This is a genomic window from Mycolicibacterium lutetiense, from assembly GCF_017876775.1.
GTDB lineage: Bacteria > Actinomycetota > Actinomycetes > Mycobacteriales > Mycobacteriaceae > Mycobacterium > Mycobacterium lutetiense.
In genome coordinates this window covers 1,294,492-1,319,650 of the sequence record NZ_JAGIOP010000001.1, presented here as the reverse complement: position 1 = coordinate 1,319,650, position 25,159 = coordinate 1,294,492, and the positions used below count along the sequence as shown (strand labels likewise).

Here is a 25,159-nt window from a genome sequence, read left to right as displayed (position 1 = left end):
ACCAAGGGTTCCTGATGGCCGAATTCAGAGCCCCCCACACGGGGGTTGCTCGATGGATCCGTCGACTCGCCATTCCGGTGATTGTCGGCTGGATCGCTCTGCTCGCGTTTCTGAGCGTGACCGTTCCCCCGCTCGAGGTGGTCGGTCAGATGCGCTCGGTGTCGATGAGCCCCGACGAGGCACCGTCGGTGATCGCGATGAAGCGCGTCGGCAAGGTGTTCGACGAGTTCCATTCCGACAGCTCGGCGATGATCGTGCTGGAGGCCGACGACAAGCTCAACGACGACGCGCACCGGTTCTACAACGACATGGTCGACCGGCTGGAAGCCGACAAGAAACACGTCGAGCACGTCCAGGACTTCTGGGGCGATCCGCTGACCGAGGCCGGCGCCCAGAGCAATGACGGCAAGGCCGCCTACGTGCAGGTGTACATGGCCGGCAACATGGGTGAGTTGTTGGCCAACGAATCGGTGGAAGCCGTCCAGAAGCTGATCGCGGAGCTGTCCCCACCGCCGGGGCTGAAGGTGTACGTCACCGGGCCCACCGCCCTGGCAGCCGATCAGCAGATCTCCGGCGACCGCAGCGTCAAGATCATCGAAGGCGTCACGTTCCTCGTCATCATCACGATGCTGCTGCTGGTGTACCGGTCCATCATCACGGTGCTCCTGGTGCTGGCGATGGTGGTGATCGAGCTGTCGGTGGCCCGCGGCTTCGTCGCATTCCTGGGATACCACAACCTGATCGGCCTCTCGACGTTCGCGACACAGCTTCTGGTCACGCTCGCGATCGCCGCGGCCACCGATTACGCGATATTCCTGATCGGGCGATATCAGGAAGCCCGCAGCGTCGGCGAGGACCGAGAACAGGCGTACTACACGATGTTCCACGGCACCGCGCACGTGGTGCTCGGCTCCGGTATGACAATCGCCGGGGCGACATTGTGTCTGCATTTCACCCGGCTGCCCTATTTCCAGACCCTGGGTATTCCGATGGCCGTCGGCATGACCGTCACGGTGGTGGCGGCGTTGACGTTGGGGCCGGCGGTGATCACGGTGGCCAGCCGGTTCGGCAAGGTGCTCGAACCCAAACGCGCCATGCGCATCCGCTTCTGGCGGCGGCTGGGAGCCTTCGTGGTCCGCTGGCCGGGCCCGGTGCTGCTGGGCACCATCCTGCTGTCGTTGGTCGGGCTACTGACCCTGCCGGGCTACCGGACCAACTACAACGACCGCAACTATCTGCCGACCGATCTGCCTGCGCAGGAGGGCTACGCCGCGGCCGACCGGCACTTCTCGGCGGCGAAGATGAACCCCGAGTTGTTGCTCATCGAAACCGATCACGACATCCGCAATTCCGCGGACTTCCTGGTGATCGACAGAATCGCCAAGCGGATCTTCGAGGTGCCCGGGGTCGGGAGCGTGCAGGCCATCACCCGCCCGCAGGGTGAACCGCTGGAGTTCAGCACCATTCCCGCTCAGATGAGCATGGGCGGGGTCATGCAGACCATGAACCGCAAGTACCTCACTGACCGCGCCGACGACATGTTGCTGCAGGCCGACGAGATGCAGAAGACCATCGACACGATGGATCAGATGATCACGCTGATGGGCGAAATGAGCTCCATCACGCACAGCATGGTCGGCAAGATGGACACGATGGTCGTCGACGTCAAGGAACTGCGGGACCACATCTCCGATTTCGACGACTTCCTGCGCCCGGTGCGCAACTACCTGTACTGGGAACCGCACTGCTACAACATCCCCGTCTGCGCGTCTATGCGCTCGGTGTTCGACGGCCTCGACGGCGTCGACAGCATGACCGAGACCATCGAGCAGATGATGCCCGACATGCATCGGCTCGACGCCCTGATGCCGCAGATGGCCACCATGATGCAGCCGCAGATCGAGAGCATGCGGACGATGAAGACGATGATGCTGACGATGAACCAGACCCAGAAGGGTCTGCAGGATCAGATGGCCGCGATGCAGGAAAACCAGACCGCCATGGGCACCGCGTTCAACGACTCCAAGAACGACGACACCTTCTATCTACCGCCGGAGATCTTCAACAACGCCGACTTCAAGCGCGGCATGGACAGCTTCATCTCCCCCGATGGAAAAGCCGTGCGCTTCATCATCTCTCATCAGGGTGACCCGCTGACGCCCGAAGGCATCGGGCTGGTCGACGACATCAAGCTGGCCGCCAAGGAAGCCATCAAGAACACACCGTTCGAGGGTTCCAAGATCTATATGGGCGGTACCGCATCGGCTTTCAAGGACATGCAGGAAGGCAACAACTACGACCTGATCATCGCCGGGATCTCGGCGATGTGCCTGATCTTCATCATCATGTTGATCATCACTCGCAGCCTGGTCGCCGCGGCGGTGATCGTCGGCACGGTGCTGATATCGCTGGGAACGTCGTTCGGATTGTCGGTCCTGGTGTGGCAGCACCTGTTAGGGATCGAACTGCACTTCATGGTGATGGCGATGGCGGTGATCGTGCTGTTGGCCGTCGGCGCGGACTACAACCTGTTGTTGGTGGCGCGACTCAAGGAAGAGCTGCCCGCCGGTATCAACACCGGCATCATCCGGGCCATGGGCGGCAGCGGATCGGTTGTCACCGCCGCCGGTCTGGTGTTCGCGTTCACCATGATGTCGATGGTGGTCAGCGAGATGATCGTGGTGGCCCAGGTGGGCTCGACGATCGGACTGGGCCTGTTGTTCGACACCCTGGTGATCCGGTCGTTCATGACTCCGTCGATCGCGGCGCTGATGGGCCGCTGGTTCTGGTGGCCGCAGCTGGTGCGTCAGCGTCCGGCGCGCGGCGTGGTGGCGCAGGCGATGGCGCGCACCGGCCGCTGATGGCACCGGCGGCCTTCCGCGCCGCGTAGTGTCAAGGACATCGGGACCACTCAGGCCCTCACAGTCAAGGGGCCCAGCGATGTCTGACATCTCTCCTCGAAGATCCAAGGCGCAGTCCATCGAGGTGGCACTGCATGACCAGAAACGCTGAGGTGCAACCGCTTTCGCTAGGCGTTATGGCCCACTCCCGGAAGCCTGACGAGCGCAGGCTGCCCATCCACCCAGCGCACTTCAGCAGGATCGATCCATCGTTACGGCAGCGGATCTTTCTTGAGCACGGCTACGGCGAGGAGTTCGGCGCCACTGATGATGCACTGGCCGAGCTGGTCGGCGGAATCAAGACACGTGACGAGATCATCGCGGACTGCGACATCATCCTGCTGCCCAAGGTGCAGGCCGAGGACCTGGCGGAGCTGAGGGTCGGACAGGTGGTCTGGGGATGGCCACACTGCGTGCAGGATGCCGCCCTTACGCAGGTCGCCATTGACCGCCGGCTGACGCTGATCGCCTTCGAGGCAATGAACCACTGGCAGGCCGACGGTGGATTCGGTCTCCACGTCTTCCACAAGAACAACGAGCTCGCGGGTTACTGCTCCGTGCTGCACGCGATGCAACTGGCCGGCATCACCGGTAGCTACGGTCGTCGGCTCCGCGCCGCCGTCATCGGATTCGGTGCGACGGCCCGCGGCGCGGTCACCGCACTCAACGCCCACGGCGTCGATGATGTCCGCGTCCTGACCAACCGTGAGGTGGCGGCCGTCGGATCACCCATCCACTCAACGCAGATCGTGCAGATGGGACGCGACAAGGAAACTCCCGAGCTGACGTGGGCCGACACAGCAGAGGACGGCGTGGTGCCGGTGGCTCGTTTCCTGGCCGAGAACGACATCGTCGTCAACTGCGTGCTGCAGGATCCCAACGCTCCCCTCATCTTCGTCACCGAAGATGATCTGGCCATGTTCAGCCCTGGCAGCGTGCTCGTCGACGTCTCCTGCGATGTCGGCATGGGGTTCAGCTGGGCGCACCCGACCTCGTTCGCCGACCCGGTCTGCAAGGTCGCCGACGACGTCTACTACTACGCCGTGGACCACAGCCCGTCCTACCTGTGGAACTCCGCGACATGGGAGATCAGCGAGGCGCTGATGCCGCACATTGAGACTGTGCTCGAGGGTCCGGCGGCCTGGGATGCTGACAACACGATCTCGCGGGCCATCGAGATTCGTGAGGGCACCGCACTGAACCCCGACATCCTGAAGTTTCAGCACCGTCAGGATGCCTACCCGCACCGCCACGGAACCATCACGAATCACACCGCGCTCCGCGAGGTCAGTTGCCGTTCAGACCCAAGGCGCGGGTCATCGTGAAGAACAGGTCGGTCTGGTCGGTCAACCCGACGACATTGGCCGCGCCCGGACCGTAGGCCGCGATGCGCACCTGGGAACCGGTGTGCCCCTGGTCCATGGCATCGAGGTTGTCCGAGGTGCCGTAGGAGATCGTCAGGTCCTGGCCGTCCTTGCTGTGGAGCACGCGGGTCAGGCCCGGGTAGATGGCGTCGCGGGTGACCTCGAACGGCAGCTCGGCCTCGGCGGCGGCATCACGGACGTCGTCGACGCTCATGGTCTCGACGATCTGGCTGCTGTGGGCGTGGTCGGCGGTGACGATGACCAGGGTGTCCTTGTTCGCTTTGGCGAAGTCGAGGGCCACCTTGGCGGCCTCGTCAAGGTCGACGGTCTCGCCGATCTGACCGCAGGGGTTGGCGGCATGGTCCTGTTTGTCGATCGAGGCGCCCTCGACCTGCAGGAAGAATCCGTTCCCATTGCCCTTGAGCAGGTCGATGGACTTCTCGGTCATGGCAGCCAGCGTGGGCACCGATGCGCCACGGTCCGGATTGTCCTTGCATTCGACCGCCGGCTCCAGGTAGCCGCCCTTGCCGGCCACGGGGCCATTCCAGCGGGTGGGCATGTTCCCCTCGGCGAACAGGCCGAGCAACGGTGCATCCTGGTCAGCCTTGTCGGACTTTCCGAGTTCATCGGTGTTGCGCACGATGGTGAAGCCACGTTCCTTGGCCTGAACCTCGAGTGTCTTGCCTTGGTAGTCACCGGCTTTGGCGACCTGCTGGAACGTTTCGGCGCCGCCGCCCATCACGACGTCGGCCCGCGTGGTGAGTAGCTGCTCGGTGATCGATCCGTTGCCGCCCTTCTCCAGGGCATTGGTCGGACATTTCGCGGTCGTCTCATCCGGCCCGTAGCACTTGCGTCCGGTGACGTGCGCGAGTTGCACCGCCGGGGTGGCGTCCTGGATCTCGGCGGTGGAGATGTCACCGGTGGCCTTGCCCGCGTCCTTGGCACGCTGCAGCAGCGTCTTCTGATCCGTGCCGTGGATGTCCACGGAGATGGCACCGTTGTAGGTCTTGGTACCGGTGGCCCACGCCGTTCCGCTGGCCGCCGAGTCGGTCACGTAGGTCGGCTTGCCGTCCTTGTTCAGGGAGTAGTGGGTGTACTGGCCGGTCAGTGGAAAGGCGTCGAGACCGGGGAAGGCACCGCCCGCGCCGTGGGCATAGTTGCGGGCCACCGTGATCTCGGAGTCGCCCATCCCGTCACCGATCAGCAGGATGACGTTCTTGGCGCCGGTGTTCTTGATGGAGTCCGCGATCAGCAGGCTGCGGTCGTCGCCGGCGCGGGTTGCGCCGCCGTGCTCGGACAGGGTGCCGTCGGCGGCGGGATCGAGCAGCGGAAGCGAGGCGTCGTCATCCTTGCCGCCACACCCCGCGGCCAAGCTTGCCGTGCACACCAATGCTGCCGCCACCGCGAACCACCTGCGTCTCATCGACACATCGTTGAAGCCGCAGGTGAACCGTTGCTTGCCCGGCAGTCGACATTCGGGCAACGACAGCCAAACAGCTGGACGGTTGTTGCCATCGGAACTACCTGGCCGTTCCGGGCGTCAATATCCTCCAAACGCCCTGGCCGGCATTGGTACGGTGCGGCAAAACGAACGGGGATGCGCATGCCGAAGCACACCACAACCTGCCTCATCGGGGCGATGGCAATCGGCCTGGCCGCCACGGCCTGCAGCCCGGTGACCGAGAAAGCCGAGGCCACCACGACCACGGCACCGGCCGCCACCACGACGACCACCACCACCGCGGCCAGTGACGGCGCCGCAGTGGCGTCGCTGTTGCCCACACCGGCGGACGTGCAGCAGAGCAGGGGCCCCGACGAGATCGCCGACGGTGGGATCCACCTGCACTACCAGGTCAACGGATCACCGACCGATGTGATGACCGCGTACAAGAACGCGCTCCAGAGCAAGGGGTGGACGGTTACCACGATCATCACCTCGGGCGGCGGCGGAGGCGGCGGCGCCACCTACACCGGCGTCCACGGCGATGCCTACGGGGTGTTCGACGGCGGCGGCTATGCCAACAAGACCTACATCGACGTGTGCAGTTGGCCCGCCAAACCGGCAAATCCGAACTGTAGTCGCGGCGATCGTTAGCGGCGCTCCGCCGGTCCCGTTGCGCATCCGGGTACCGAATCACCACAGACAACGGACGTCGCCCCAAGCCAATCCGTTCATATTCGACATTCTGGGGTTCTGAAATCACAACGTAGCCAACGTGTTGCGTGCGATATATCCATCGCAGACCGTTGATCGCCTTACGCTTGAGGGCATGTCCGACCCGCCGCCGCGGTCGCGGTCTACGGTTGCCAAGTTGGCCATGCACTGTGTGCTGGCCGGGTTGCTTGTGGCGGTGTTGATGTTCCCCGTCGTCGGCAGCGTCGGCATCATGACGGCGCGCCTGTCCGACACCGTGGCACAGGATTCCGCCGAGGTGCTCCAAGGTGACGCACCAATCGTCACCACCATGGTCGACACCTCGGGCAAACCGATCGCCTGGCTCTACGAGCAGCGTCGATGGATGGTTCCTCCCGATCGGATCGCCGACACCATGAAGTTGGCGATCGTCTCGGTGGAGGACAAGCGCTTCGTCGAACACAACGGTGTGGATGTCCAGGGAACCCTGAACGGGCTCTTCGGTTACCTGCGGGGCATCGAAGAGGTCCGCGGCGGGTCGACCATCGAGCAGCAATACGTCAAGAACTACAACCTCCTGGTCAACGCGAACACCGACGGTGAGCGCCGGGCCGCGGTCGAGGTCAGTCCCGTGCGCAAGCTGCGCGAGATCCGAATCGCTCTGGCGATGGACAAGGTCCTCCCCAAAAGCGAGATCCTGGCCAGGTATCTGAATCTCGTGTCGTTCGGCAACGGATCCTTCGGAGTTCAGGACGCCGCACGTACTTACTTCGGCGTGGACGCCGCTGATCTCACCTGGCCGCAGGCCGCCATGCTGGCCGGTGTGGTGCGGTCCACCAGCGCGCTGAACCCCTACACCAATCCCGACGGCGCCCTGGCGCGGCGCAACGTCGTGCTCGACACCTTGATCGACTATCTGCCGGACCGTGCCGAGGAGTTGCGCGCTGCCAAGGCGACACCGCTGGGGGTACTCCCCCAGGCCGATCCGCTTCCGCAAGGCTGCATCGCTGCGGGGAATCGCGCTTTCTTCTGCGAGTATGTGCTGCAATACCTGGCGCGTGCCGGGCTCACCATGAAAGACGTCGCGCGCAATGGGTACCTGATCCGCACCACGCTGGACCCCAAGGTGCAGAACAGCGTCCAGTCCGCGATCGAGAAGTACGCAGACCCGAACGCGGCGGGTGTCGCGAGCGTGATGAGCGTGATCACGCCAGGAAAGGACACCCACCGACTGGTCGCGATGGGCGACAGCCGCACCTACGGGCTCGATCGCGATGCCAACCAAACCGTGCAGCCGCAGCCCTTTTCGTTGGCCGGTGACGGTGCCGGGTCGATCTTCAAGATCTTCACCACCGCCGCCGCACTCGATATGGGCATGGGCATCAACTCCCCACTCGATGTCCCCGGAACGTTTCTCGGCAAGGGCCTGGGGAGCAGCGACACGCCCGGGTGTCCGAAGGAAACGTGGTGTGTGCGCAACGTTCACGGTTTCCGCAGCCCGCTGAGTGTCACCGACGCCTTGTCGCAATCACCCAATACCGCTTTCGCCAAGCTCATCTCACAGATCGGGGTACCGCGTGCGGTGGACATGGCGGTCCGGCTGGGCCTGAGGTCCTACGCCGACCCCGGCAGCGCCCACGATTACAACCCCGAATCCAACGAGAGCATCGCCGATTACGTCAAGCGGCAGAACATCGGATCCTTCACACTCGGCCCGTTCGAGCTCAATGCGCTCGAGTTGGCGAATGTCGGCGCCACCCTGGCCTCAGGCGGTACCTGGTGCCCCCCGAGCCCGATCGACAAGATGTTCGATCGCAACGGGCATGAAGTGGGCGTGGAGACCGTTCCGTGCGATCAGGCGGTACCGGAGGGCCTTGCCAATACGTTGGCCAACGCTCTGAGCAAGGATGCCCAGAGCGGAACCGCCGCCGGCGCAGCGAGTTCGGTCGGTTGGAAGCTGCCGATGTCGGGCAAGACGGGCACCACCGAGGCCCACCGGTCATCGGGATTTCTCGGCTTCACCAACCAGTACGCCGCCGCGAACTACGTCTTCGACGACTCGTCGTCACCGTCGGGACTGTGCTCGTACCCGCTGCGCAAATGCGGCGACGGCACCCTGTTCGGCGGTACGGAGCCGGCGTTGACCTGGTATGCCGCAATGAGTCCCATCGCCGACGACTTCGGCCCCGTCGCGCTGCCTCCCACCGACCCGCGCTACGTCGATGGGGGCCCCGGTGGCGAAGTGCCGAGTGTGACCGGTTTGAAGGTTGACGACGCGCGTAAACGCCTGCTGGACTCCGGTTTCCGAGTTGCCGACCAACCGACCGCCGTCAACAGCAATGCATCGAGAGGTTCGGTGGTCGGCACAACTCCGAAGGGCAGGACCATTCCCGGCTCGATCATCACGATCAACACCAGCACGGGATATGTGCCACCGCCGGTCTATATTCCCCCGCCCGAGGCGCCACCTCCGCCGCCCGGGGACCTGCTCAACCAGTTGGGCCCACCCCCGCCGCCCAACGTCATCGAGATCCCGGGGCTGCCGCCGATCACGCTGCCGGCGCCACCTCCGCCACCACCTCCGCCACCGCCTCCACCGTGACGACGGGGCCGGGCGCTAGTGCCAATAGCCCTCATGGGGTTGTGCGGCTTCATCTTCGAGCAGCGGGCCGATCACGGTGATCGCCCGCAGCGCACCGTAGGGGGCGCTGCCACGCTGCCGGGCGTCCTGCGCCAATGCGAACGTGCGCCGCAGCAGCACAAGAACGCTCCCGCCCCGAGCAACACTGTGCGCCGGTGCATATCCGCCATGATCGAGGATGCTAGCGGCGCCTACGCGCCCGCACGTTTGAAAATCGACGGATATGGCAATTCCTGTCGCCGACAGCCCCACGGGGTTCCTACGTCGAACGGATTGACCATGATCGTGCTCGGTATCATCCTTCTCTTGATCGGCTATTTCACCGGCATATCGATCCTGTACACCATCGGCGGAATCCTCTTGGTAATCGGTGTCATCCTGTGGATTCTCGGAGCGGTCGGCCGTCCGGTCGGCGGACGAAAAGTCTGGTTCTAGCACCGCGGGGACGGGCGACCGTCACCCAGGCGTGACGTTGAGCGTCGGCAGAAGACCGGTGGGAGCCGGGAACTTCTGCCGACGTTCACGTGTGGCGGTGCAACACCTTTCGCTCGGGTGCAGTCCCAAGCAAGCGACGACTTCCCTGACGGCAACGGGCCTATGAAATAATGGGCGGTGCATCGACCCGCGCGGAGATCTGCTTGACGATCTTGACTGCCGAATCCGCCGGGTTCGCGCTGCACGTGTTGACGTCGACCACGATGTTGTTGTTCGCGGTCAACGCCCGACCGCAAGCCCACCCGCCTGCCCGGGCGTTGGACTGGGTAGTCACCGTACTCAGCACGCCGCCGTCGGTGGAGTAAGGACCCACGTCCCACATAGTGCCCGTCTGGGTGTGGGTGTAGTGCTTGCACGCGGGCCACTGCTGAACTGAGGCGTCGTAGAAGGCCCTGGCCTGGTCGGCGTCGGCGAACCGAACCACAGCCTGCTTGGCGTAGTGAGCAAGGACGTCCGGCTCGCTCAACGACACCTCTTGCTCGTCGGTGAATCCACTGTCGGCATACACGGGCGCCTGCGCGGCACCGTCGACCGCGAGGCACTCGCGGGGCGCCATCGTCCCGCTGTCATCGGACATTTGAGAGTCGGTACCCGTGACGGCCATTCCCCCCGCAGCCATTGCCGCGTTGATCTGTTCGGGCGCAAGCAACAATCGGGGCAGCGTTTTCTGTCTCAGCGGCGTCGGAGGAAACGACGTAATCATCGGCGTTGTCGGAGTGTTCTCCGCCGCTTGTTCCGTTGATTGACCGCAGCCCGCAACAAGGGCGCAAACAGCAGCAATGGTGATCGCGGTAATCGCAATGCGCATTCGTCGTTCCCCCATTTCTGCGCCGCCACATCGAGCCAGGGTGGTGTCGACCCGTAATGGATAAATCCAGGGAAACAGCAACGACATACTCGGCGCAGAACATTTCTCATAACGATCGAAGACTTTCCGAAACCGTTATCGAAACACCATCAACTTCGACGCGGAGGGCTCTGCCGGGCCCTCACCTCTCGTGGCAAGCCTTCAGGGGCTGTTCAGAGTGGGGCTGTTGAGTGGGGCGGGCGGGGCTCGAACCCGCGACCAAGGGATTATGAGTCCCCGGCTCTAACCAACTGAGCTACCGCCCCCAGGCGCGTCTGCGCCGCAATATGGTCGCACACAGCGCGGACGCGGATGCCAATGAGGGGCCGCAGGCGGGCCCGTCGCGGTTACGCTCACCGGATGGTCCGCTTTCTTCTGCGTATAGCGATCTTCCTGGGCTCATCGGCCCTCGGCTTGCTGGTCGCCGCGTGGCTGGTGCCCGGCGTCTCGGTGTCGGTGTGGGGTTTTGTCACCACGGTGGTGATCTTCGCCGTCGCGCAGGCAATCCTGTCGCCGTTCTTCCTCAAAATGGCCAGCCGCTACGCGTCGGCATTCCTGGGCGGCATCGGGCTGGTCTCCACCCTGGTGGCGCTGGCCCTGGCCGCACTGCTCACCCACGGCCTCAGCATTCGCGGCGTCGGCTCCTGGATCGGAGCCACCGTGGTGGTCTGGCTGGTCACGGCCGTGGCCACGGTGGTGCTGCCGGCGCTGTTCATCAAGAAGAAGGTCGCCTCGAAGTAACGGTCGGCGGTGGGATCATGGCGGACGTGCCTTCCCACGCGTTCGCCTCCGACAACGCCGCGCCCGCTCACCCGCGAGTGATCGACGCGATCGTCGCGGCAAACACCGACGCCACCGCGTCCTACGGGAACGACCCGGTCACCCAGCGCGTCGCCGAAGCCCTCAAGGCCACATTCGACTCCCCCGACGCCGAGGTGCTGTTCGCGCTCACCGGCACTGCCGCCAACATCATCGCGCTGGCCTCGGCGGTGCGGCCGTGGCAGGAGACCCTGTGCAGCGACATCGCGCATTCACTGGTCGACGAAGCCGGCGGGCCGGTCCGGCTGTCGGGTGCCCCGTTGACGAAGCTGTCCAGCGATGACGGCCTGATCGACCCGGCGACGCTGGACATCGCGGTGCTCCGTCGCGGACCGGTGCACCATTCGCAACCGCGCATCGTCAGCATCACCCAGTCCACCGAGAACGGCCGGCTCTGGACCCCGCACGCCATCAAGACCTTCATCGACCACGCCCACGATCTCGACCTGCTCGTCCACATCGACGGCTCCCGTATCGCCAATGCGATTGCCGCCCTGGAGGTCCCTCCGGCAGCGGCCATCGCGGACGCTGACATCGTCACCGTGGGCGGCACCAAGAACGGCATGCTGATGGGCGATGCGATCCTGGTGCGCCGCCCCGATCTGTTCGACGGAATTCACTTCGTACAGAAGCAGATCGGACAGCTGGCCAGCAAGCAGCGCTTCGTCGCGGCCCAGTTCGAGGCGATGCTGAACGACGGACTGTGGCTGCAGACCGCGGCCCATGCCAACCGGATGGCCGCTCGGCTCAGCACCGGCTTCCACGCGCTTGGTCTGAGGCTGTCCACCCCCACCGAAGCCAACGAGGTGTTCGTCGACCTCGAACCTCTTGCCCATGCCACAGTCTCGGCCAGTTACGCCGTGCACCGTCCCGACCCGCTTCGCCCCACCGTTCGGTTCGTCTGTTCGTGGGCCACCACCGACGCCGAAGTCGACGACGTTCTGGAACTGCTTGCGCCGATTGCGAGGTCAGGGCGATGAAGTCTTCGCGCCTCATCGTCGCTGCGGCGCTGATCGTGGCGGGTTGCGCGTCACCCAAGCCGCCGGCCCTCCAGAACATTGACGCGGACCGATTCCAGACGATTGTCGAGAATGCCGCAGCCAAGCTTCGGGTGCCCGGGGCACTGGTGTTGTTGGAGACCCCGCAGGGCACCTTCACCGCCGAGGTCGGCACCACCGAACTGGGCACGACATCTCCGCCACAACCCGACACCCATTTCCGCATCGCATCCAACACCAAAACCATGACCGCCGCGCTGATCCTGCTGCTGGCCCAGGACGGCAAGCTCACCCTCGACGACCCGATTTCGGCGTATGTGCCTGGCGTGCCCCACGGCGACACCATCACCCTGGCCGATCTGCTGACGATGCGCAGCGGGCTGTACTGCTACACGTTCGCCCCGGAGCTCTCGGCCCAACTCGACGCCGAGCCGGCCCGGGCCTGGACCCCGGAACAGGTGCTGGCCATCGCGTTCGCCCATCCGCCCACGGCCCCACCGGGCACCGCCTACGACTACTGCAACACCAACTACGCGCTGCTGGGCCTGGTGGCGGAGAAGGCCGGCGGCGCCCCGCTGGCCGGGCAGTTCGACCGCCGCCTGTTCGGCCCGCTCGGCATGGACGCCACGACGTTGCCCGCAGCCGGCGATACCTCCCTTCCCCAGCCGTACTCGCACGGCTACATGTACGGAAAGACGTTGTACGCGTTGGCCGATGAGGACTACCCGGCAGATCTGGCGGCCGCAGCGCGAGCCGGGACCGTGCAGCCGATCGACTACACCCGTCAAAATCCGTCGTATGCCACCGCGGCCGGCGGCGTCATCTCCACGGCCGACGATCTGGCCATCTGGATGCGGGCGTTGGTCACCGGCACGGTGTTCGACGACGAGTTCACCCAGCGGTGGCGGGATAGCCTGCGCCCCGAAGATCCGGACCGTCCCGACTGGCAGCAGTACGGCTACGGGATCAGCTTTCAACGGTACGGGCCGCACGCTGCGATGTACTACCACGGCGGCGAGATGCCGGGGTACAACTCGTTCATCGGTTTTGACCCGGACAATGATGTGGCACTGGTGATCTGGACAAACCTGACCCTGTCGACGGAGGGGCAGACAACAGCCAACGCGCTGCTGCCCACGGTGCTCGACCAGATCTACCCGGGTCTGAATCTCGGCTGAGACGCTCAGCTGTAGATCGGCTGGCCGTCGGCACCCAGGCGGTACTGCTCGGTGCCTTCCTCGACCCGGGCCGCGTCAGCGCCCAGCGCGACGGCCACTTTGTTGCAGGCGTTGCGCATGACGTCGAGGGTCAGCTCGACGGCCTCGTCCTGCGAAAAATGTTGGCGCAGTTCCTCACCCGACACCTGGGCCGGCGTCCAGATCAGCGCGTCGACGTACCGCAGCGCAGCCTTGTGCCGGTCGGACAGATCGGAGCTCTCGAAGTCGTCGATGCCGTCGTAGTCGGACTCGGTGGCGCCGGCCTCCAACGCCGTGGCTTCCCGCAGCGACTTGCACAGCCGGCAGTTGTGCTGGCGGGCCCCGCGCAGGCGCACGATCTCGGAGGTCACCGGGTCCAGCGCAGTCATCCGCCCGACGGCCGGAATGAAGGTGTCGAGCACATAGTTGGCCGGGTCGGTTTCGTGGTCCCAGGCGACGGGTTCGGCCGGCCAGCCCACACCAAGGGCGGACAATCCGGCGCGCATCCGGGGCACGAAGTCGGCCACAAAGATCAGCATCGCCACGGTGAACACGTCGGGCCCGAGCAGATCGGAGAACGCGGCCCGCTGCGCCGTGGTGATGCCGGCGACGTCGATGCTGAATTGCTCGGCGAACTCGGTGACCATGGGATCGACGGCGCCGCCGCGGGTCTCCGCCGGCAGGGGCGGCAACGCCAGCGTCGACGCACACACCTCACGCACGTCGGCGTTGATATCGGCCAACGTGGGCGGGGACAGTGCAACCAGGTCAGTCAACTCGCGGAGCAGATCGGCAGACACACCGGCAGTATCCACCACCGGGCCCGACGGCGTGCGGTTACGCGGCCCGTTTCCAGGGCCACGTCATGAGCGCCCACACCACCAGCACCAGGGTGCCGGCGACCAGGACGTAGACCGGCCACGGCCCCATCAGGTCGAGCAGCGACGCGGTGGCGGGTTTGGCGTTGAGGAAGCCGTAGTTGGTGCCTGCGATTCCGTTGAACGTCATGGTTCCCGCTGCCCACGCCGCGGTCACCGCCACCGCCAATCGGTAGTCGCGCCACCGGGGACGCATCCCACGACCCCAGGTCAAATAGATCGCGGCCCAGACCACCAGCAGGTGAATCGACCAGAACGCCAGGAAAGTGTAGTGCGGGAAGTCCGGGCTCTTGAGCACCGGCGAGATCAGTGCCTGAGTACTCAGCACCAGCCCCCAGTAGTAGGTGAGCACGAACGCCCACTGCCGCTGCGACCACAGCGCGTAGGCACCCACGACGGTCGCCAGATCGGTCAATTGCAGGGGTACCGAACGTTGGATCGACGGCGGAGTGAGCGTGTAAACGAATATCGCGACGTAGATCGTGGCCGTCAGGGCGCCGAGAATACGGCCGAAGACCCGGGATTGACGTCCGGTCTGACGGCGTCCGAGCCAGATCGCCAGCACCGCGCCGACGACAAACACGGCGAGTACGGCCCAGTGTGAGGGACCGTATGTCGTGAATTGCCGTTGCGATAGCACTTAGTTCATTGCGCCTGGCTCACCGAGGACATGTGGAAATCCGGGATCCGTAGCGTCGGCATGGACGCGCGGGTTGCCCAGTCGCCCCATTCGCGCGGCAGGGTGATCTCGCTGAGGCCGGCCTCGGTGGCGCGCCGCAGCAGGTCCAGCGGACTCTCGTTGAAGCGGAAGTTGTTCACCGCGGCGGTCACCTCGCCGTCCTCGACCAGGTAGACGCCGTCCCGGGTGAGCCCGGTGAGCAGCAGCACGGTCGGGTCGACCTCGCGGATGTACCACAGTGTGGTCAGCAGCAGGCCGCGTTCGGTGCCGGCGATCATATCTGCCAATTCGTTTGTGCCACCGGTCATCAGCAGATTGTCGGCGGGCACCGCGACCGGTGTGCCGTATTCGGCAGCCACCGCCCGTGGATAGGCCAGCGCATTGACCACGCCGTCGCGGATCCAGTCCACCCGGCCGATGTCCATGCCGTTGTCGAAGATCGACACCCGCTCCGAGGAACTCGGCACTGCGACGAACGGCTGGCAGGCCAATGACTGCGCGAACGGGTCCGAGTACAGCGTCAGCCCCAGATCGGTGAGTTTCTCCCCCACCCGGGTCCCGCCGGGTGCCGACAGTGCGGTGCGCCCTTCCTGCGCCCCACGGCCGTCCATGGTCCAGGTCAGGTAGATCATCATGTCGGCCACCGTCGAGGGCGGCATCAGTGTCTCGTACCGGCCGGCCGGAAGTTCGACGGTCCGCTCCGCCCAACCCAACTTGAGCGACAACTCGTCGAGCAGCGAATCCACCCGCACATCAACGAAATCCGCGGTGCTCACCCCGGCCCAGGCGCTGGCACCGTCACGCTTGGCATTGATCTCCACCGACCCGGTCGGCTGGGTGTAACGACGGCGCAGGCCGGTCGAGGTAGCCACGAACGTGGTCTCCATGACGTGGCGGGCATATCCGTAGAGCTGGTCGGAACCGGCGAAACCCTTGGCCAGGTCATCGGCGATGCCGGTGAACACCTGCGTACCCGTTCCCGCCACCGGTGCATCCCAGTCGGCCGGAACCCCGAAGCCCGGCAGCGGCGGTGCGGCATCCCGCGCCTCGGGCGAGGCCAGCGCCGCGCGCTGCGCAGCGGCCACCAACTCCGGGATCACCGCCGGGTCCACCTCGGTGGAACGCACCGACCCGACATGGGCCGCCTCGCCGCGGCGCACGATCGAGATCACCGTGACAGTGCGGCTGACCGTCTCGCCGTTGGTAGTCATCGAGTTGCCGGCCCACCGCAGCGAGGCATCGGCCCGATCGGTCACCAGCACTACAGTTTCTGTGCCCGGATCCGCTGCGGCCAAGGCGATGTCGATGGCCTGCTGTGCGCCGATCATCGGCCGCCCTCCGTCCGGGTGTTCAGTACATTGATGCCGCGGAACAGCGCGCTCGGACAGCCGTGGCTGACCGGCGCCACCTGCCCGGGCTGGGCCTTGCCGCAGTTGAACGCCCCACCCAGGCGCCAGGTCGACGGTCCGCCGACAGCCTCCATCGCACCCCAGAAATCGGTCGTGGTGGCCTGGTACGCCACGTCGCGCAACTGCCCGTCCAGCCGGCCGTCGCGAATCCGGTAGAACCGCTGGCCGGTGAACTGGAAGTTGTACCGCTGCATGTCGATTGACCAGGACTTGTCGCCCACGACGTAGATGCCGTCGGACACCCGCGAGATCAGATCCTGCGTGCTGAGATCTTCCGGCCCCGGCTGCAGCGACACATTGGCCATCCGCTGGATCGGGACATGGTGTGGCGAGTCGGCATACGAGCAGCCGTTGGAGCGGGCCTTTCCAAGTCGCGGGGCGAACACCCGGTCCAGCTGATAGCCGACGAAGACGCCGTCGCGCACCAGGTCCCAGCTCTGGGACTGCACCCCTTCATCATCGAATCCGACGGTGGCCAAGCCGAATTCCACGGTGCGGTCGGCAGTCACGTTCATCACGGGCGAGCCGTAGCGCATGGTGCCGAGTTTGTCCGGGGTGGCGAACGACGTCCCGGCGTAGGCCGCCTCATAGCCGATCGCCCGGTCGTATTCGGTGGCGTGCCCGATGGATTCGTGAATGGTCAGCCACAGGTTGGACGGGTCGATCACCAGGTCGGTGGGGCCGGCGACGACCGACGGGGCTTTGGTCTTCTCGGCCAGCAGCGTCGGCAGCTCGGCCAGCTCAGAGGTCCAGTCCCACACGTCGTCGCCGGCCAGCGCTTCCCAGCCCCGCGCCATCGGTGGGACCAGTGTGCGCATGGTCTCGAACGACCCGGCGGCCGAGTCGACGGCGACCGCCTCCATCGTCGGCATCACCCGCACCCGCTGCTGGGTGATCGAGGATCCGAAGCTGTCGGCGTAGAAGCTCTGCTCCTTGACCGCGTGCACGCCCGCCGACACATGGTCCACACCGTCGGCCGCCAGCAACCGGCCGGAGTAGTCGCCGAGCAGCGCGATCTTGTCGGCGGCGGGGACGATGAACGGGTCGACACCGTAATCGGACACCCAGGTCACATCGGTGTAGACCGGCTCGGCGGCCAACTCGATGCGCTCGGCGTTCAGTGGCGCGAGCGTCGTGGCCACCTGCACAGCGCGGCGGGCCGTCTCGGCCGCCACCTCGGGTGCCAGTTCGGCATGGGAGGCGAATCCCCACGCGCCATCGACGATCACCCGCACCGCCAACCCCACCTCGCGGTTGACCACAGACATCTCCAACTCTCCGTCGCGCAATTGGATGATCTCGGTGGTGATGCGGTGAATCCGCAGATCGGCATAGCTGGCGCCGGCGGCGGCTGCCGCGGACAGTGCCGCGTCAGCCAACTCGAACCGGGGCAGCTCCAGGAAGTCGGCGTCCACACGTCGTTGAGCTGTCACGCTCCTACGGTAGCGGCGCTGCGGGGCGACATGGTTCAGGCGGGAGCAATGCGGCTCAGCCAGGCCTCGACATCGCGGTGGCGGGTGAAGCGGACGATGTGCAGATGGGGCACCTGCGATCCCAGCGCAGGGATGGTGTCGCGGAGCTTGTTTCGGGTCCGGAATCCCCAGCGCAAGATGTGGTCACGGTCGGTGAAAATCGTGCGCAGCGGCGGTTCGATGTTGCCGTTCCACAACTCGCGGCGGCCGAGGCGTCGGCGAAGGGTGCGACGCGTCAACTGGCGCAGGGCCACCGGGGTCGGCAGGTCCAGCCACAACAGGGTGTCCGCGCGCGTCACGATCTGGCTGCGCACGGCGCGGTACTGCCATTCGATCACCCAGGAATCGCCCGCGATGAACTGCTCGACGTCGCTGATGAACGTGGGTCGGGGTTCCCAGCCGGGCCCGTGATAGAGACTGTCGATCTCGACGTACGGCAGGTCGAACTCGTGCGACAGTCGCGCCGCAAGAGTCGTCTTGCCCGACCCCGTCACCCCGGCGACGGCGATGCGCCGCGGCTCCCAGGTCACTGGATCTTGAGCCGTCAACACCCGACCGATCGTAGCGAGGCCTACCGTGAGGACATGGCAGAGCTCAGCAGGCGGACAGTCCTAGGTGGTGCGGCGGCGGCCGCCGGTGCAGCCGCGGTCGGATTCGGCGGTTACGAACTGCTGGGGCGGCGCGGGCCCGAATCTGCCGGGCAGCCCAACATCCTCGTCGTCATCGTCGACCAGATGCGGGCACCCCAGTGGTTCCCCGATGCGCAGCAGCTGGGCGCGCTGTTGCCGAACCTCGAGCGGTTGCGGACGCGCAGCACGTCGTTCGGCTCGCACTACAGCGCGTCGAACATGTGCACGCCGTCGCGCGGGGTGCTGACCACCGGGCTGTACTCACACCAGACCGGGTGCCTCTACACCGGCGAAGGCCCCACCGAGTCGACGCTGGCGGCCCGCTTCCCCACCTGGGGCACGATGCTGCGCGATGCCGGATACCGCACTTGGTGGTGGGGTAAATGGCACCTGGGCAGCGTGGCCGACAACACCCCCGACGGCCTGGATGTCCACGGCTTCTCCGGCGGCACCTACCCGTCCCCCAACGGCGCGCCGAATCAGGGCTTGGCGCAGGATCCTTCGATCGTCGATCAGTTCGCCGGGTGGTTCGACGCCCACGCGAACGAGGGCCCATGGTGCACCACGGTGTCCCTGGTCAATCCGCACGACATCTGCTGGTGGCCGAAAAATCCTCTGCCAGAAGATGTTCCACACCGGTTCAGTGCCAAGCCGGTGAACTTCGAGACCGCTGAGGATCTGCGCCGCCGGGGCAAACCCCAATTGCAGATCGACTACATGAACTTCATGTCGCCGTTGATGACCGGCGCGATGGACTACACCGGGCCCGAGGCGGCCGCGCAGTGGGCGCGCTGCCTGGACATGTACCTGTGGCTGCATCAACAGGTGGACACCCAGATCGGCCGGGTGCTCGACATCCTGGCGGCGCGGCCGGATGTCGACGACAACACCGTCGTCGTGTTCACCTCCGACCACGGCGAGTACGCGGGGTCGCACGGCCTGCGTGGCAAGGGCGCCGCGGTCTACGAAGAGAGCATCCGGGTGCCGCTCTACATCCGCGACCCGTCGGGTCACCTGACACCCGACCCCGGCGACAGCCGCACCCAGCTGACTTCCAGCGCCGACCTGGCTCCGCTCTTGCTGACCATCGCGCACGGTGGCACGGGCTGGCGGTCCGACTCCCGCTACTCCTACCTGGCGAGCCGCGCCGACATCGCCGGGATCGCCGCCGATGCGGCGGCTCCGGGCCGGCCGTGGATCGCGCACGCCACCGACGACATGTCGGTGGAGGAGATGGCGGCCTTGCTGAAATCACCGCTCGCACAGAAGGTGTTCGGCGCAGCCGGCCCACCGACAGACATCCCGACCTCCGCACCAAGCCACATCGTCGCCGTGCGTACCCCCGAAGCCAAGCTCGGCATGTACACGTACTGGAAACCCGGCAGCATGGACATCGACACCTCGCGGCCCATCCACCACGAGTTATACGACTACACAACCGATTCAGGAGTCTGGGAGCTGGACAACCAGGCCGGCCACAACGCCAAGCAGGCCGCCCTGCAGGCGCTGCTCGACCATGAGGTGCTGCCCGAACTGCGCGCGCCGCTGCCGAGTTTCCTCGATGAGGCGCAGCAGCAGGGGTGGGCGAACATGAAGGAGCTCGCGACGCTGAGGGGCGGCTGAGCCGACATATCCGGCACAGGGCTGAAACCGCTTCGTTGCGCCCCCTGACCTACTAGCGTCTGTGCGACGAGTTGTTCGTTCGCTAGGAGGTTGGCGTCATGCGCGTATTGGTCACCGGCGGTACCGGGTTTGTCGGCGGGTGGAGCGCGAAAGCGATTGCGGACGCCGGTCATTCCGTTCGGTTTCTGGTGCGCAACCCGGACCGGTTGCACACCAGTGTCGCCAAGCTCGGAGTCGACGTCTCCGACCATGCCGTCGGCGACATCACCAACCGCGACTCGGTGATGCTCGCACTCGAGGGCTGCGATGCCGTCCTGCACAGTGCGGCGCTGGTCGCCACCGATCCCAGCCAGACCGCGCAGATGATGAGCACCAACATGGACGGTGCGCGGAATGTGCTCGGCGGCGCAGCAGAACTCGGCCTGGATCCGATCATCCATGTGTCGAGCATTACCGCGTTGTTCAATCCGGACGTGGACACGCTGGAAGCCGACCTGCCGGTGTTCGGCGGGACGGACGGCTACGGCCGGTCCAAGGCCCAGGTCGAGATCTATGCCCGCGGGATGCAGGACGCCGGCGCACCGGTCAACATCACCTATCCCGGCATGGTCATGGGTCCACCGGTCGGCAACCAGTTCGGTGAGGCCGGCGAGGGGGTGGCCGCCGCACTGCAACTCGGGGCGATTCCCGGTCGCAGCGCAGCGTGGACCATCGTCGACGGACGTGACCTGGCGGCCTTACATGTGGCGCTGCTCGAACCCGGTCGCGGGCCCCGCCGGTACATGGCCGGCGGTCATCGCATTCCGGTGGACCAGTTGGCCAAGCTGCTCACCGAGGTTGGCGACAAGACGATGTTCGCCGTCCCGGTTCCCGACACCGTCCTGCGCGTCGCCGGGCAGGTGCTCGACCGGATGGGTCCGTTCCTGCCGTTCCAGACGCCGTTCACGGAAGCCGGGATGCAGTACTACACGCAGATGCCGGCCTCCGACGATTCACCCAGCGAACGCGACCTCGGCATCACCTACCGCGATCCACGAATCACCCTGGCCGACACCGTTGCCGGGTTTCAGGGGCTCGAGCGCTAGCTCATGCCGCCCACGGCCTGCACCACGGTTGCCGCCGGAGCACCCGCGCCCAGCCGCCGGGCCGCGAAGTCGGCTGCCTGGACGGCCATACCGTTGTCCCTGTAGGAGCTGTGGGCGGCACGATTCAGGCCACCGGGAAAGCAGACCGGGTCACCGGGGGCACACAGCTGGATCGTCTTGGCCACGTACGGCGCACCGATGGCGATGGGTGGTGCGCTTCGGTCGGCCAGGCCCAGAACCCAGTCGTCGGGAGTTCCGAACAGCGCCACGGCCGCGACGTGTGAGGCAACCGATGCCGGCATCGGGCCGCTGATGCCGGCGGGCAGGACATATCCGGCGGGCACGCTGCCGGCGGTGGTGTAGCCGGCCACCGCAGCGCCCTGCGAATAACCGCCCAGCACGATCTGCGTCGCCGGGCACGTTGCCGCGATCGACTGGATCCGGTTGCTCGCATCAGCGATCCCGTCGACAGCCTGGCCGAAGTTCAGTGACGCCGGGTAGTTCACCCCGTACACGTCCACAGATTTGCCGGGTAGGTCGGCAGTGAGCGCGTCGACGAACGCCTGCCCGGTGGCTCCCACCCCGGGCGCCTCGTTGGTGCCGCGGGCGAACACGACCTCGACGTCGGCGCATCCGTCGGCGGCGTGGGCCGTGGCAACCGGACCGACCAGCGAACCGAAGACCATCGCGGCCACGCCGAACACGGTGAAGATCGCCGACTGTGCCACGGTGGACGTCACGCTGCCCCTGCGGGCTGGCTGCGCTGTGCTCATGAATTGGCCCCCGGTCCATCTGTTGCTGTTACCAGCTACAAGTGCGCCCTCGGGTCTTCGATTCCGGAACAGTCAGGTGAGTACGTCATCTGCGCATGATCGCCCCGTCCGGGATGGCCTCGACGCGTTTGGACGTTGTACCTGCCCACCGTGGCGCCGGCAGCTGACGAACCGCTTTAATGATTCGATGGCCACCTCGCGTGTCCGCACGACCGCACTGGGGTACGCGCTTGTCGCCCCCAGCCTGTTCGGCGTCGTCACCTTTCTGTTGCTGCCCATGCTCGTCGTGGTCTGGTTGAGCCTGCAGCGGTGGGATCTACTGGGCCCGATCGAGTATGTGGGGCTGGACAATTGGACGTCGGTGCTCACCGATTCGTCGTTCGCCACCTCACTGGGGGTGACACTGCTGTTCGTGCTGCTGGTGGTGCCGACGCAGACCGTGCTGGGCCTGATCGCCGCGTCGCTACTGGCTCGGGAACTGCCGGGCACCGGATTCTTCCGCACCGTGTACGTGCTGCCGTGGATCTGTGCACCGCTGGCGATCGCGGTGTTGTGGAAATGGATCCTGGCCCCCACCGACGGTGCGCTGAGCACCGTGCTGGGCCGGCCGATCGAGTGGCTCACCGACCCCGGACTGGCGCTGCCGGTGGTGTCGGCCGTCGTGGTGTGGACCAATGTCGGCTACGTGACGCTGTTCTTCCTGGCCGGCATCCTCAACATTCCCGCCGATGTCCACAACGCCGCCCGCACCGACGGCGCGACAGACTGGCAGCGGTTCCGTCACATCACCCTGCCGATGCTGCGCCCGACCATGTTCTTCGTCCTGGTCACCGGAATCGTCAGTGCCGCGCAGGTATTCGACACCGTGTATGCCCTGACCGCGGGCGGGCCCCAGGGTCGCACCGATCTGGTGGCCCACCGGATCTATGCCGAGGCGTTCGGCGCGGCCGCGGTGGGCCGGGCCTCGGTGATGGCGATTGTGCTGTTCGTCATCCTCGTCGGCATCACGCTGCTCCAGCACGTCTACTTCCGCCGCAGGATCAGCTATGACCTCACGTAACGCACTGATCTACGTGGGCCTTCTGCTCGGCGCGGTGATCACGCTGCTGCCCTTCGGCCTCGGGTTGCTCACCTCCTTCACCTCGGCCGAGCAGTTCGCCACCGATCCCCCGCTATCACCGCCCGCGCCGCCGACGTTGGAGAACTACGTCGGGTTGTCCGACGCCGGATTCGGTCGCGCCATCGTGGTGACCGCGTTGATGACCGCCGTGATCCTGCTCGGTCAACTGGTGTTCTCAGTGCTGGCCGCCTATGCCTTTGCCCGGCTGCGGTTCCCCGGCCGCGACGCCCTGTTCTGGATCTACATCGCGACGCTGATGGTGCCTGCGACGGTGACCGTGGTGCCGCTGTACCTGATGATGGCCGAGGCGGGATTGCGCAATACCTTCTGGGCGCTGGTGCTGCCGTTCATGTTCGGCTCGCCGTACGCGATCTTCTTGCTGCGCGAGTACTTTCGATCGATTCCCGACGATCTGATCAACGCGGCCCGCCTCGACGGCGCCCACACCCTGGACGTGATCATGCACGTGGTGGTGCCGGCCAGCCGGCCGATCCTCGTGACCCTGGCATTGATCACCGTGGTGAGCCAGTGGAACAACTTCCTGTGGCCGTTGGTGATCACGAGCGGCAGCAAGTGGCAGGTGCTCACGGTCGCGACGGCCGGGCTGCAGACGCAGTACAACGCGCAGTGGACGCTGGTGATGGCGGCCACCACGGTCGCGATCGTCCCGCTGATCGTGTTGTTCATCGCGTTCTCGCGCAACATCGTCCGTTCGATCGTGGTGACGGGAATCAAATGAGGCGCTCCACGCTGGCGGCCGCCGGCCTGGCATTGACCATGGCCGTCCTGCTGGTCGCTGCCGTCCTGCTCGGCCACACGACCGAACCCGAAGGTCGCACCGTGGTGACCGTGCGGCTGTGGGACCCGCAGGTGGCGGCCGCCTACCGGGAGTCGTTCGCAGAGTTCACCCGCGAGCATCCTGACATCGACGTGCGGGTCAACACCGTCGCCTACTCGTCCTACTTCGACAGCCTGCGCACCGATGTGGCAGGCGGCAGTGCCGATGACATCTTCTGGCTGTCCAATGCCTACCTGGCCGGGTACGCCGACAACGGCCGGCTGCTCGACATCGGACAGACGTTGGGCGCCAACGCCGCCCGAGCCTGGGAACCCTCGGTGGTCAACCAGTTCACCCGCAATGACGCCCTGTGGGCCGTTCCGCAACTGACCGACGCCGGTATCGCGGTGTATTTCAACGCCGACCTGCTCGACGCCTCCGGGGTGGACCTCGCCGAACTGACCACGCTGCGCTGGTCGAACGGACCCGACGACACCCTGCGGTCGCTGGCCGCCAGGCTCACCGTCGACGAGCAGGGCCGCACAGCCGGCACCGAGGGTTTCGACCCCGGTCGGATCCGGCAGTGGGGCTACAACGCCGCCAACGACCTTCAGGGCATCTACCTCAACTACATCGGCTCGGCGGGTGGCATCTTCACCATCGGCGATCGATTCGCCTTCGACAACCCGCAGGCCGTCGAGGCGTTCACGTATCTGGTACGGATGATCAACGACGATCACGTCGCCCCACCGGCCTCGGCCACCAACAGCAACGGGGACTTCTCCCGCAACACCTTCCTGCAAGGCCGAATGGCGCTGTTCCAGTCCGGCACCTACAACCTGGCGGCCATCGCGAACCAGGCCCGGTTCCGGTGGGGCGTGGTCATGCTGCCCACCGGCCCCAAAGGTCGAGTCAGTGTCACCAATGGCATTGCCGCAGCGGCCAACTCGGCGACCCGCCACCCGGGTTCGGTGCGGGAGGTGCTGGCGTGGATGGGCAGCAAACAGGGCAGCGAGTTCCTCGGGGTGAAAGGCGCCGCCATCCCGGCCGTGCTGGCCGCCCAACCCGTCTACCACGACTACTGGAAAGCGCGCGGGGTGGACGTCAGCCCGTTCTTCCGGGTGCTGCGGGGTCCGCGGATCCCGGCGCCGGGAGCGGCCGGCTTCCCGGCCGGATATCAGGCCCTCCAGCCCTATTTCGACGAGATGTTCCTGGGCCGACGCGATGTCGAGAAGTCCCTGGCCGACGCTCAATGGGCCGCCAATACGGCAGCCGCACGCTGACCACATCGCCTACATTGGGCTGATGCCCAGGCACAC

At 65.8% G+C, this 25,159-nt stretch carries 22 protein-coding genes and 1 tRNA gene; 13 read left to right on the top strand and 10 right to left on the bottom strand.

All coding sequences use genetic code 11. The features are described from left to right. Positions 1 to 14: 14 nt before the first annotated feature. Together JOF57_RS06300 and JOF57_RS06295 are read left to right on the top strand one after the other, a co-directional pair. The gene (locus tag JOF57_RS06300; RefSeq protein ID WP_209914894.1) at positions 15 to 2,861 is read left to right on the top strand and encodes an MMPL/RND family transporter; all 2,847 of its coding nucleotides are present in this window, start codon (positions 15 to 17) and stop codon (positions 2,859 to 2,861) included. 134 nt (positions 2,862 to 2,995) lie between these two features. After that, a complete protein-coding gene (locus tag JOF57_RS06295) occupies positions 2,996 to 4,225 on the top strand; it encodes a N(5)-(carboxyethyl)ornithine synthase (protein WP_209914891.1) in 1,230 nt (409 codons plus the stop codon). Here the strand turns inward: JOF57_RS06295 and phoA are convergent. Continuing rightward, positions 4,188 to 5,687 (bottom strand): alkaline phosphatase, encoded by a 1,500-nt coding sequence (phoA, locus tag JOF57_RS06290; RefSeq protein WP_209914888.1) that lies wholly within the window; start codon positions 5,685 to 5,687, stop codon positions 4,188 to 4,190. The genes JOF57_RS06295 and phoA overlap by 38 nt on opposite strands. A gap of 180 nt (positions 5,688 to 5,867) precedes the next feature. Here phoA and JOF57_RS06285 point away from each other — a divergent pair, with 180 nt between their 5' ends. Continuing rightward, positions 5,868 to 6,359 carry a hypothetical protein gene (locus JOF57_RS06285; protein ID WP_234937735.1) on the top strand — a complete coding sequence of 164 codons (492 nt, stop codon included), beginning with the start codon at positions 5,868 to 5,870 and terminating at the stop codon, positions 6,357 to 6,359. 175 nt (positions 6,360 to 6,534) lie between these two features. Beyond that, on the top strand, positions 6,535 to 9,000 hold the full coding sequence (gene ponA2, locus JOF57_RS06280; protein WP_209914881.1) for a transglycosylase/D,D-transpeptidase PonA2: 2,466 nt from the start codon (positions 6,535 to 6,537) through the stop codon (positions 8,998 to 9,000). Between the two features lie 15 nt (positions 9,001 to 9,015). Here ponA2 and JOF57_RS06275 read toward each other — a convergent pair whose 3' ends face one another. Next, a complete protein-coding gene (locus tag JOF57_RS06275) occupies positions 9,016 to 9,159 on the bottom strand; it encodes a hypothetical protein (RefSeq protein WP_209914878.1) in 144 nt (47 codons plus the stop codon). A 48-nt stretch (positions 9,160 to 9,207) separates the two neighbouring features. On the opposite strand from JOF57_RS06275, the gene JOF57_RS06270 reads away from it, so the two are divergent. After that, entirely contained in the window at positions 9,208 to 9,474 is a 267-nt protein-coding gene (locus JOF57_RS06270) for a hypothetical protein (RefSeq protein WP_209915950.1), read from the top strand. A gap of 160 nt (positions 9,475 to 9,634) precedes the next feature. On the opposite strand, the gene JOF57_RS06265 is transcribed toward JOF57_RS06270, so the two are convergent. Beyond that, positions 9,635 to 10,429 (bottom strand): sensor domain-containing protein, encoded by a 795-nt coding sequence (locus JOF57_RS06265; RefSeq protein WP_307869969.1) that lies wholly within the window; start codon positions 10,427 to 10,429, stop codon positions 9,635 to 9,637. Between the two features lie 144 nt (positions 10,430 to 10,573). Beyond that, positions 10,574 to 10,647, bottom strand: a tRNA-Ile gene (locus JOF57_RS06260). Between the two features lie 94 nt (positions 10,648 to 10,741). Between JOF57_RS06260 and JOF57_RS06255 the strand changes: the two genes are divergently transcribed. The 3 genes from JOF57_RS06255 to JOF57_RS06245 are packed head-to-tail and all read left to right on the top strand — an operon-like array spanning position 10,742 to position 13,376. Then, positions 10,742 to 11,122 (top strand): phage holin family protein, encoded by a 381-nt coding sequence (locus tag JOF57_RS06255; protein ID WP_209914875.1) that lies wholly within the window; start codon positions 10,742 to 10,744, stop codon positions 11,120 to 11,122. A 17-nt stretch (positions 11,123 to 11,139) separates the two neighbouring features. After that, the gene (locus tag JOF57_RS06250; protein WP_209914871.1) at positions 11,140 to 12,180 is read left to right on the top strand and encodes a threonine aldolase family protein; all 1,041 of its coding nucleotides are present in this window, start codon (positions 11,140 to 11,142) and stop codon (positions 12,178 to 12,180) included. Beyond that, entirely contained in the window at positions 12,177 to 13,376 is a 1,200-nt protein-coding gene (locus JOF57_RS06245) for a serine hydrolase domain-containing protein (RefSeq protein ID WP_209914869.1), read from the top strand. Before JOF57_RS06250 ends, JOF57_RS06245 begins: the two co-directional genes overlap by 4 nt. 5 nt (positions 13,377 to 13,381) lie before the next feature. On the opposite strand, the gene JOF57_RS06240 is transcribed toward JOF57_RS06245, so the two are convergent. The 5 genes from JOF57_RS06240 to JOF57_RS06220 are packed head-to-tail and all read right to left on the bottom strand — an operon-like array spanning position 13,382 to position 18,383. Further along, positions 13,382 to 14,194, bottom strand: coding sequence for a carboxymuconolactone decarboxylase family protein (locus tag JOF57_RS06240; RefSeq protein WP_407666540.1), 813 nt, complete (start codon positions 14,192 to 14,194; stop codon positions 13,382 to 13,384). A gap of 37 nt (positions 14,195 to 14,231) precedes the next feature. After that, positions 14,232 to 14,912, bottom strand: a complete 681-nt coding sequence (locus JOF57_RS06235) for a YwaF family protein (protein ID WP_209914866.1) — start codon at positions 14,910 to 14,912, stop codon at positions 14,232 to 14,234. 5 nt (positions 14,913 to 14,917) lie between these two features. Continuing rightward, complete coding sequence (locus tag JOF57_RS06230; protein ID WP_209914864.1) at positions 14,918 to 16,279, bottom strand: metallopeptidase TldD-related protein; 1,362 nt, start codon at positions 16,277 to 16,279, stop codon at positions 14,918 to 14,920. Beyond that, entirely contained in the window at positions 16,276 to 17,793 is a 1,518-nt protein-coding gene (locus JOF57_RS06225; protein ID WP_209914861.1) for a TldD/PmbA family protein, read from the bottom strand. Before JOF57_RS06225 ends, JOF57_RS06230 begins: the two co-directional genes overlap by 4 nt. A gap of 35 nt (positions 17,794 to 17,828) precedes the next feature. Beyond that, positions 17,829 to 18,383 carry a P-loop NTPase family protein gene (locus tag JOF57_RS06220; RefSeq protein ID WP_209914858.1) on the bottom strand — a complete coding sequence of 185 codons (555 nt, stop codon included), beginning with the start codon at positions 18,381 to 18,383 and terminating at the stop codon, positions 17,829 to 17,831. A gap of 33 nt (positions 18,384 to 18,416) precedes the next feature. Here JOF57_RS06220 and JOF57_RS06215 point away from each other — a divergent pair, with 33 nt between their 5' ends. After that, complete coding sequence (locus JOF57_RS06215) at positions 18,417 to 20,084, top strand: sulfatase-like hydrolase/transferase (protein WP_209914854.1); 1,668 nt, start codon at positions 18,417 to 18,419, stop codon at positions 20,082 to 20,084. A 98-nt stretch (positions 20,085 to 20,182) separates the two neighbouring features. Continuing rightward, positions 20,183 to 21,169 carry an NAD-dependent epimerase/dehydratase family protein gene (locus tag JOF57_RS06210; RefSeq protein WP_209914851.1) on the top strand — a complete coding sequence of 329 codons (987 nt, stop codon included), beginning with the start codon at positions 20,183 to 20,185 and terminating at the stop codon, positions 21,167 to 21,169. Here JOF57_RS06210 and JOF57_RS06205 read toward each other — a convergent pair. Further along, positions 21,166 to 21,855: a cutinase family protein gene (locus JOF57_RS06205; RefSeq protein ID WP_407666556.1), complete on the bottom strand. Its 690-nt coding sequence runs from the start codon at positions 21,853 to 21,855 to the stop codon at positions 21,166 to 21,168. The genes JOF57_RS06210 and JOF57_RS06205 overlap by 4 nt on opposite strands. A gap of 274 nt (positions 21,856 to 22,129) precedes the next feature. On the opposite strand from JOF57_RS06205, the gene JOF57_RS06200 reads away from it, so the two are divergent. Genes JOF57_RS06200 through JOF57_RS06190 form a run of 3 tightly spaced genes read left to right on the top strand, consistent with a single transcriptional unit; the run spans position 22,130 to position 25,123 of the window. Next, on the top strand, positions 22,130 to 23,002 hold the full coding sequence (locus JOF57_RS06200; RefSeq protein ID WP_209914846.1) for a carbohydrate ABC transporter permease: 873 nt from the start codon (positions 22,130 to 22,132) through the stop codon (positions 23,000 to 23,002). Then, positions 22,989 to 23,801 carry a carbohydrate ABC transporter permease gene (locus tag JOF57_RS06195; RefSeq protein ID WP_209914843.1) on the top strand — a complete coding sequence of 271 codons (813 nt, stop codon included), beginning with the start codon at positions 22,989 to 22,991 and terminating at the stop codon, positions 23,799 to 23,801. Before JOF57_RS06200 ends, JOF57_RS06195 begins: the two co-directional genes overlap by 14 nt. Beyond that, a complete protein-coding gene (locus JOF57_RS06190; RefSeq protein ID WP_209914840.1) occupies positions 23,798 to 25,123 on the top strand; it encodes an ABC transporter substrate-binding protein in 1,326 nt (441 codons plus the stop codon). Before JOF57_RS06195 ends, JOF57_RS06190 begins: the two co-directional genes overlap by 4 nt. Positions 25,124 to 25,159: the final 36 nt, after the last annotated feature.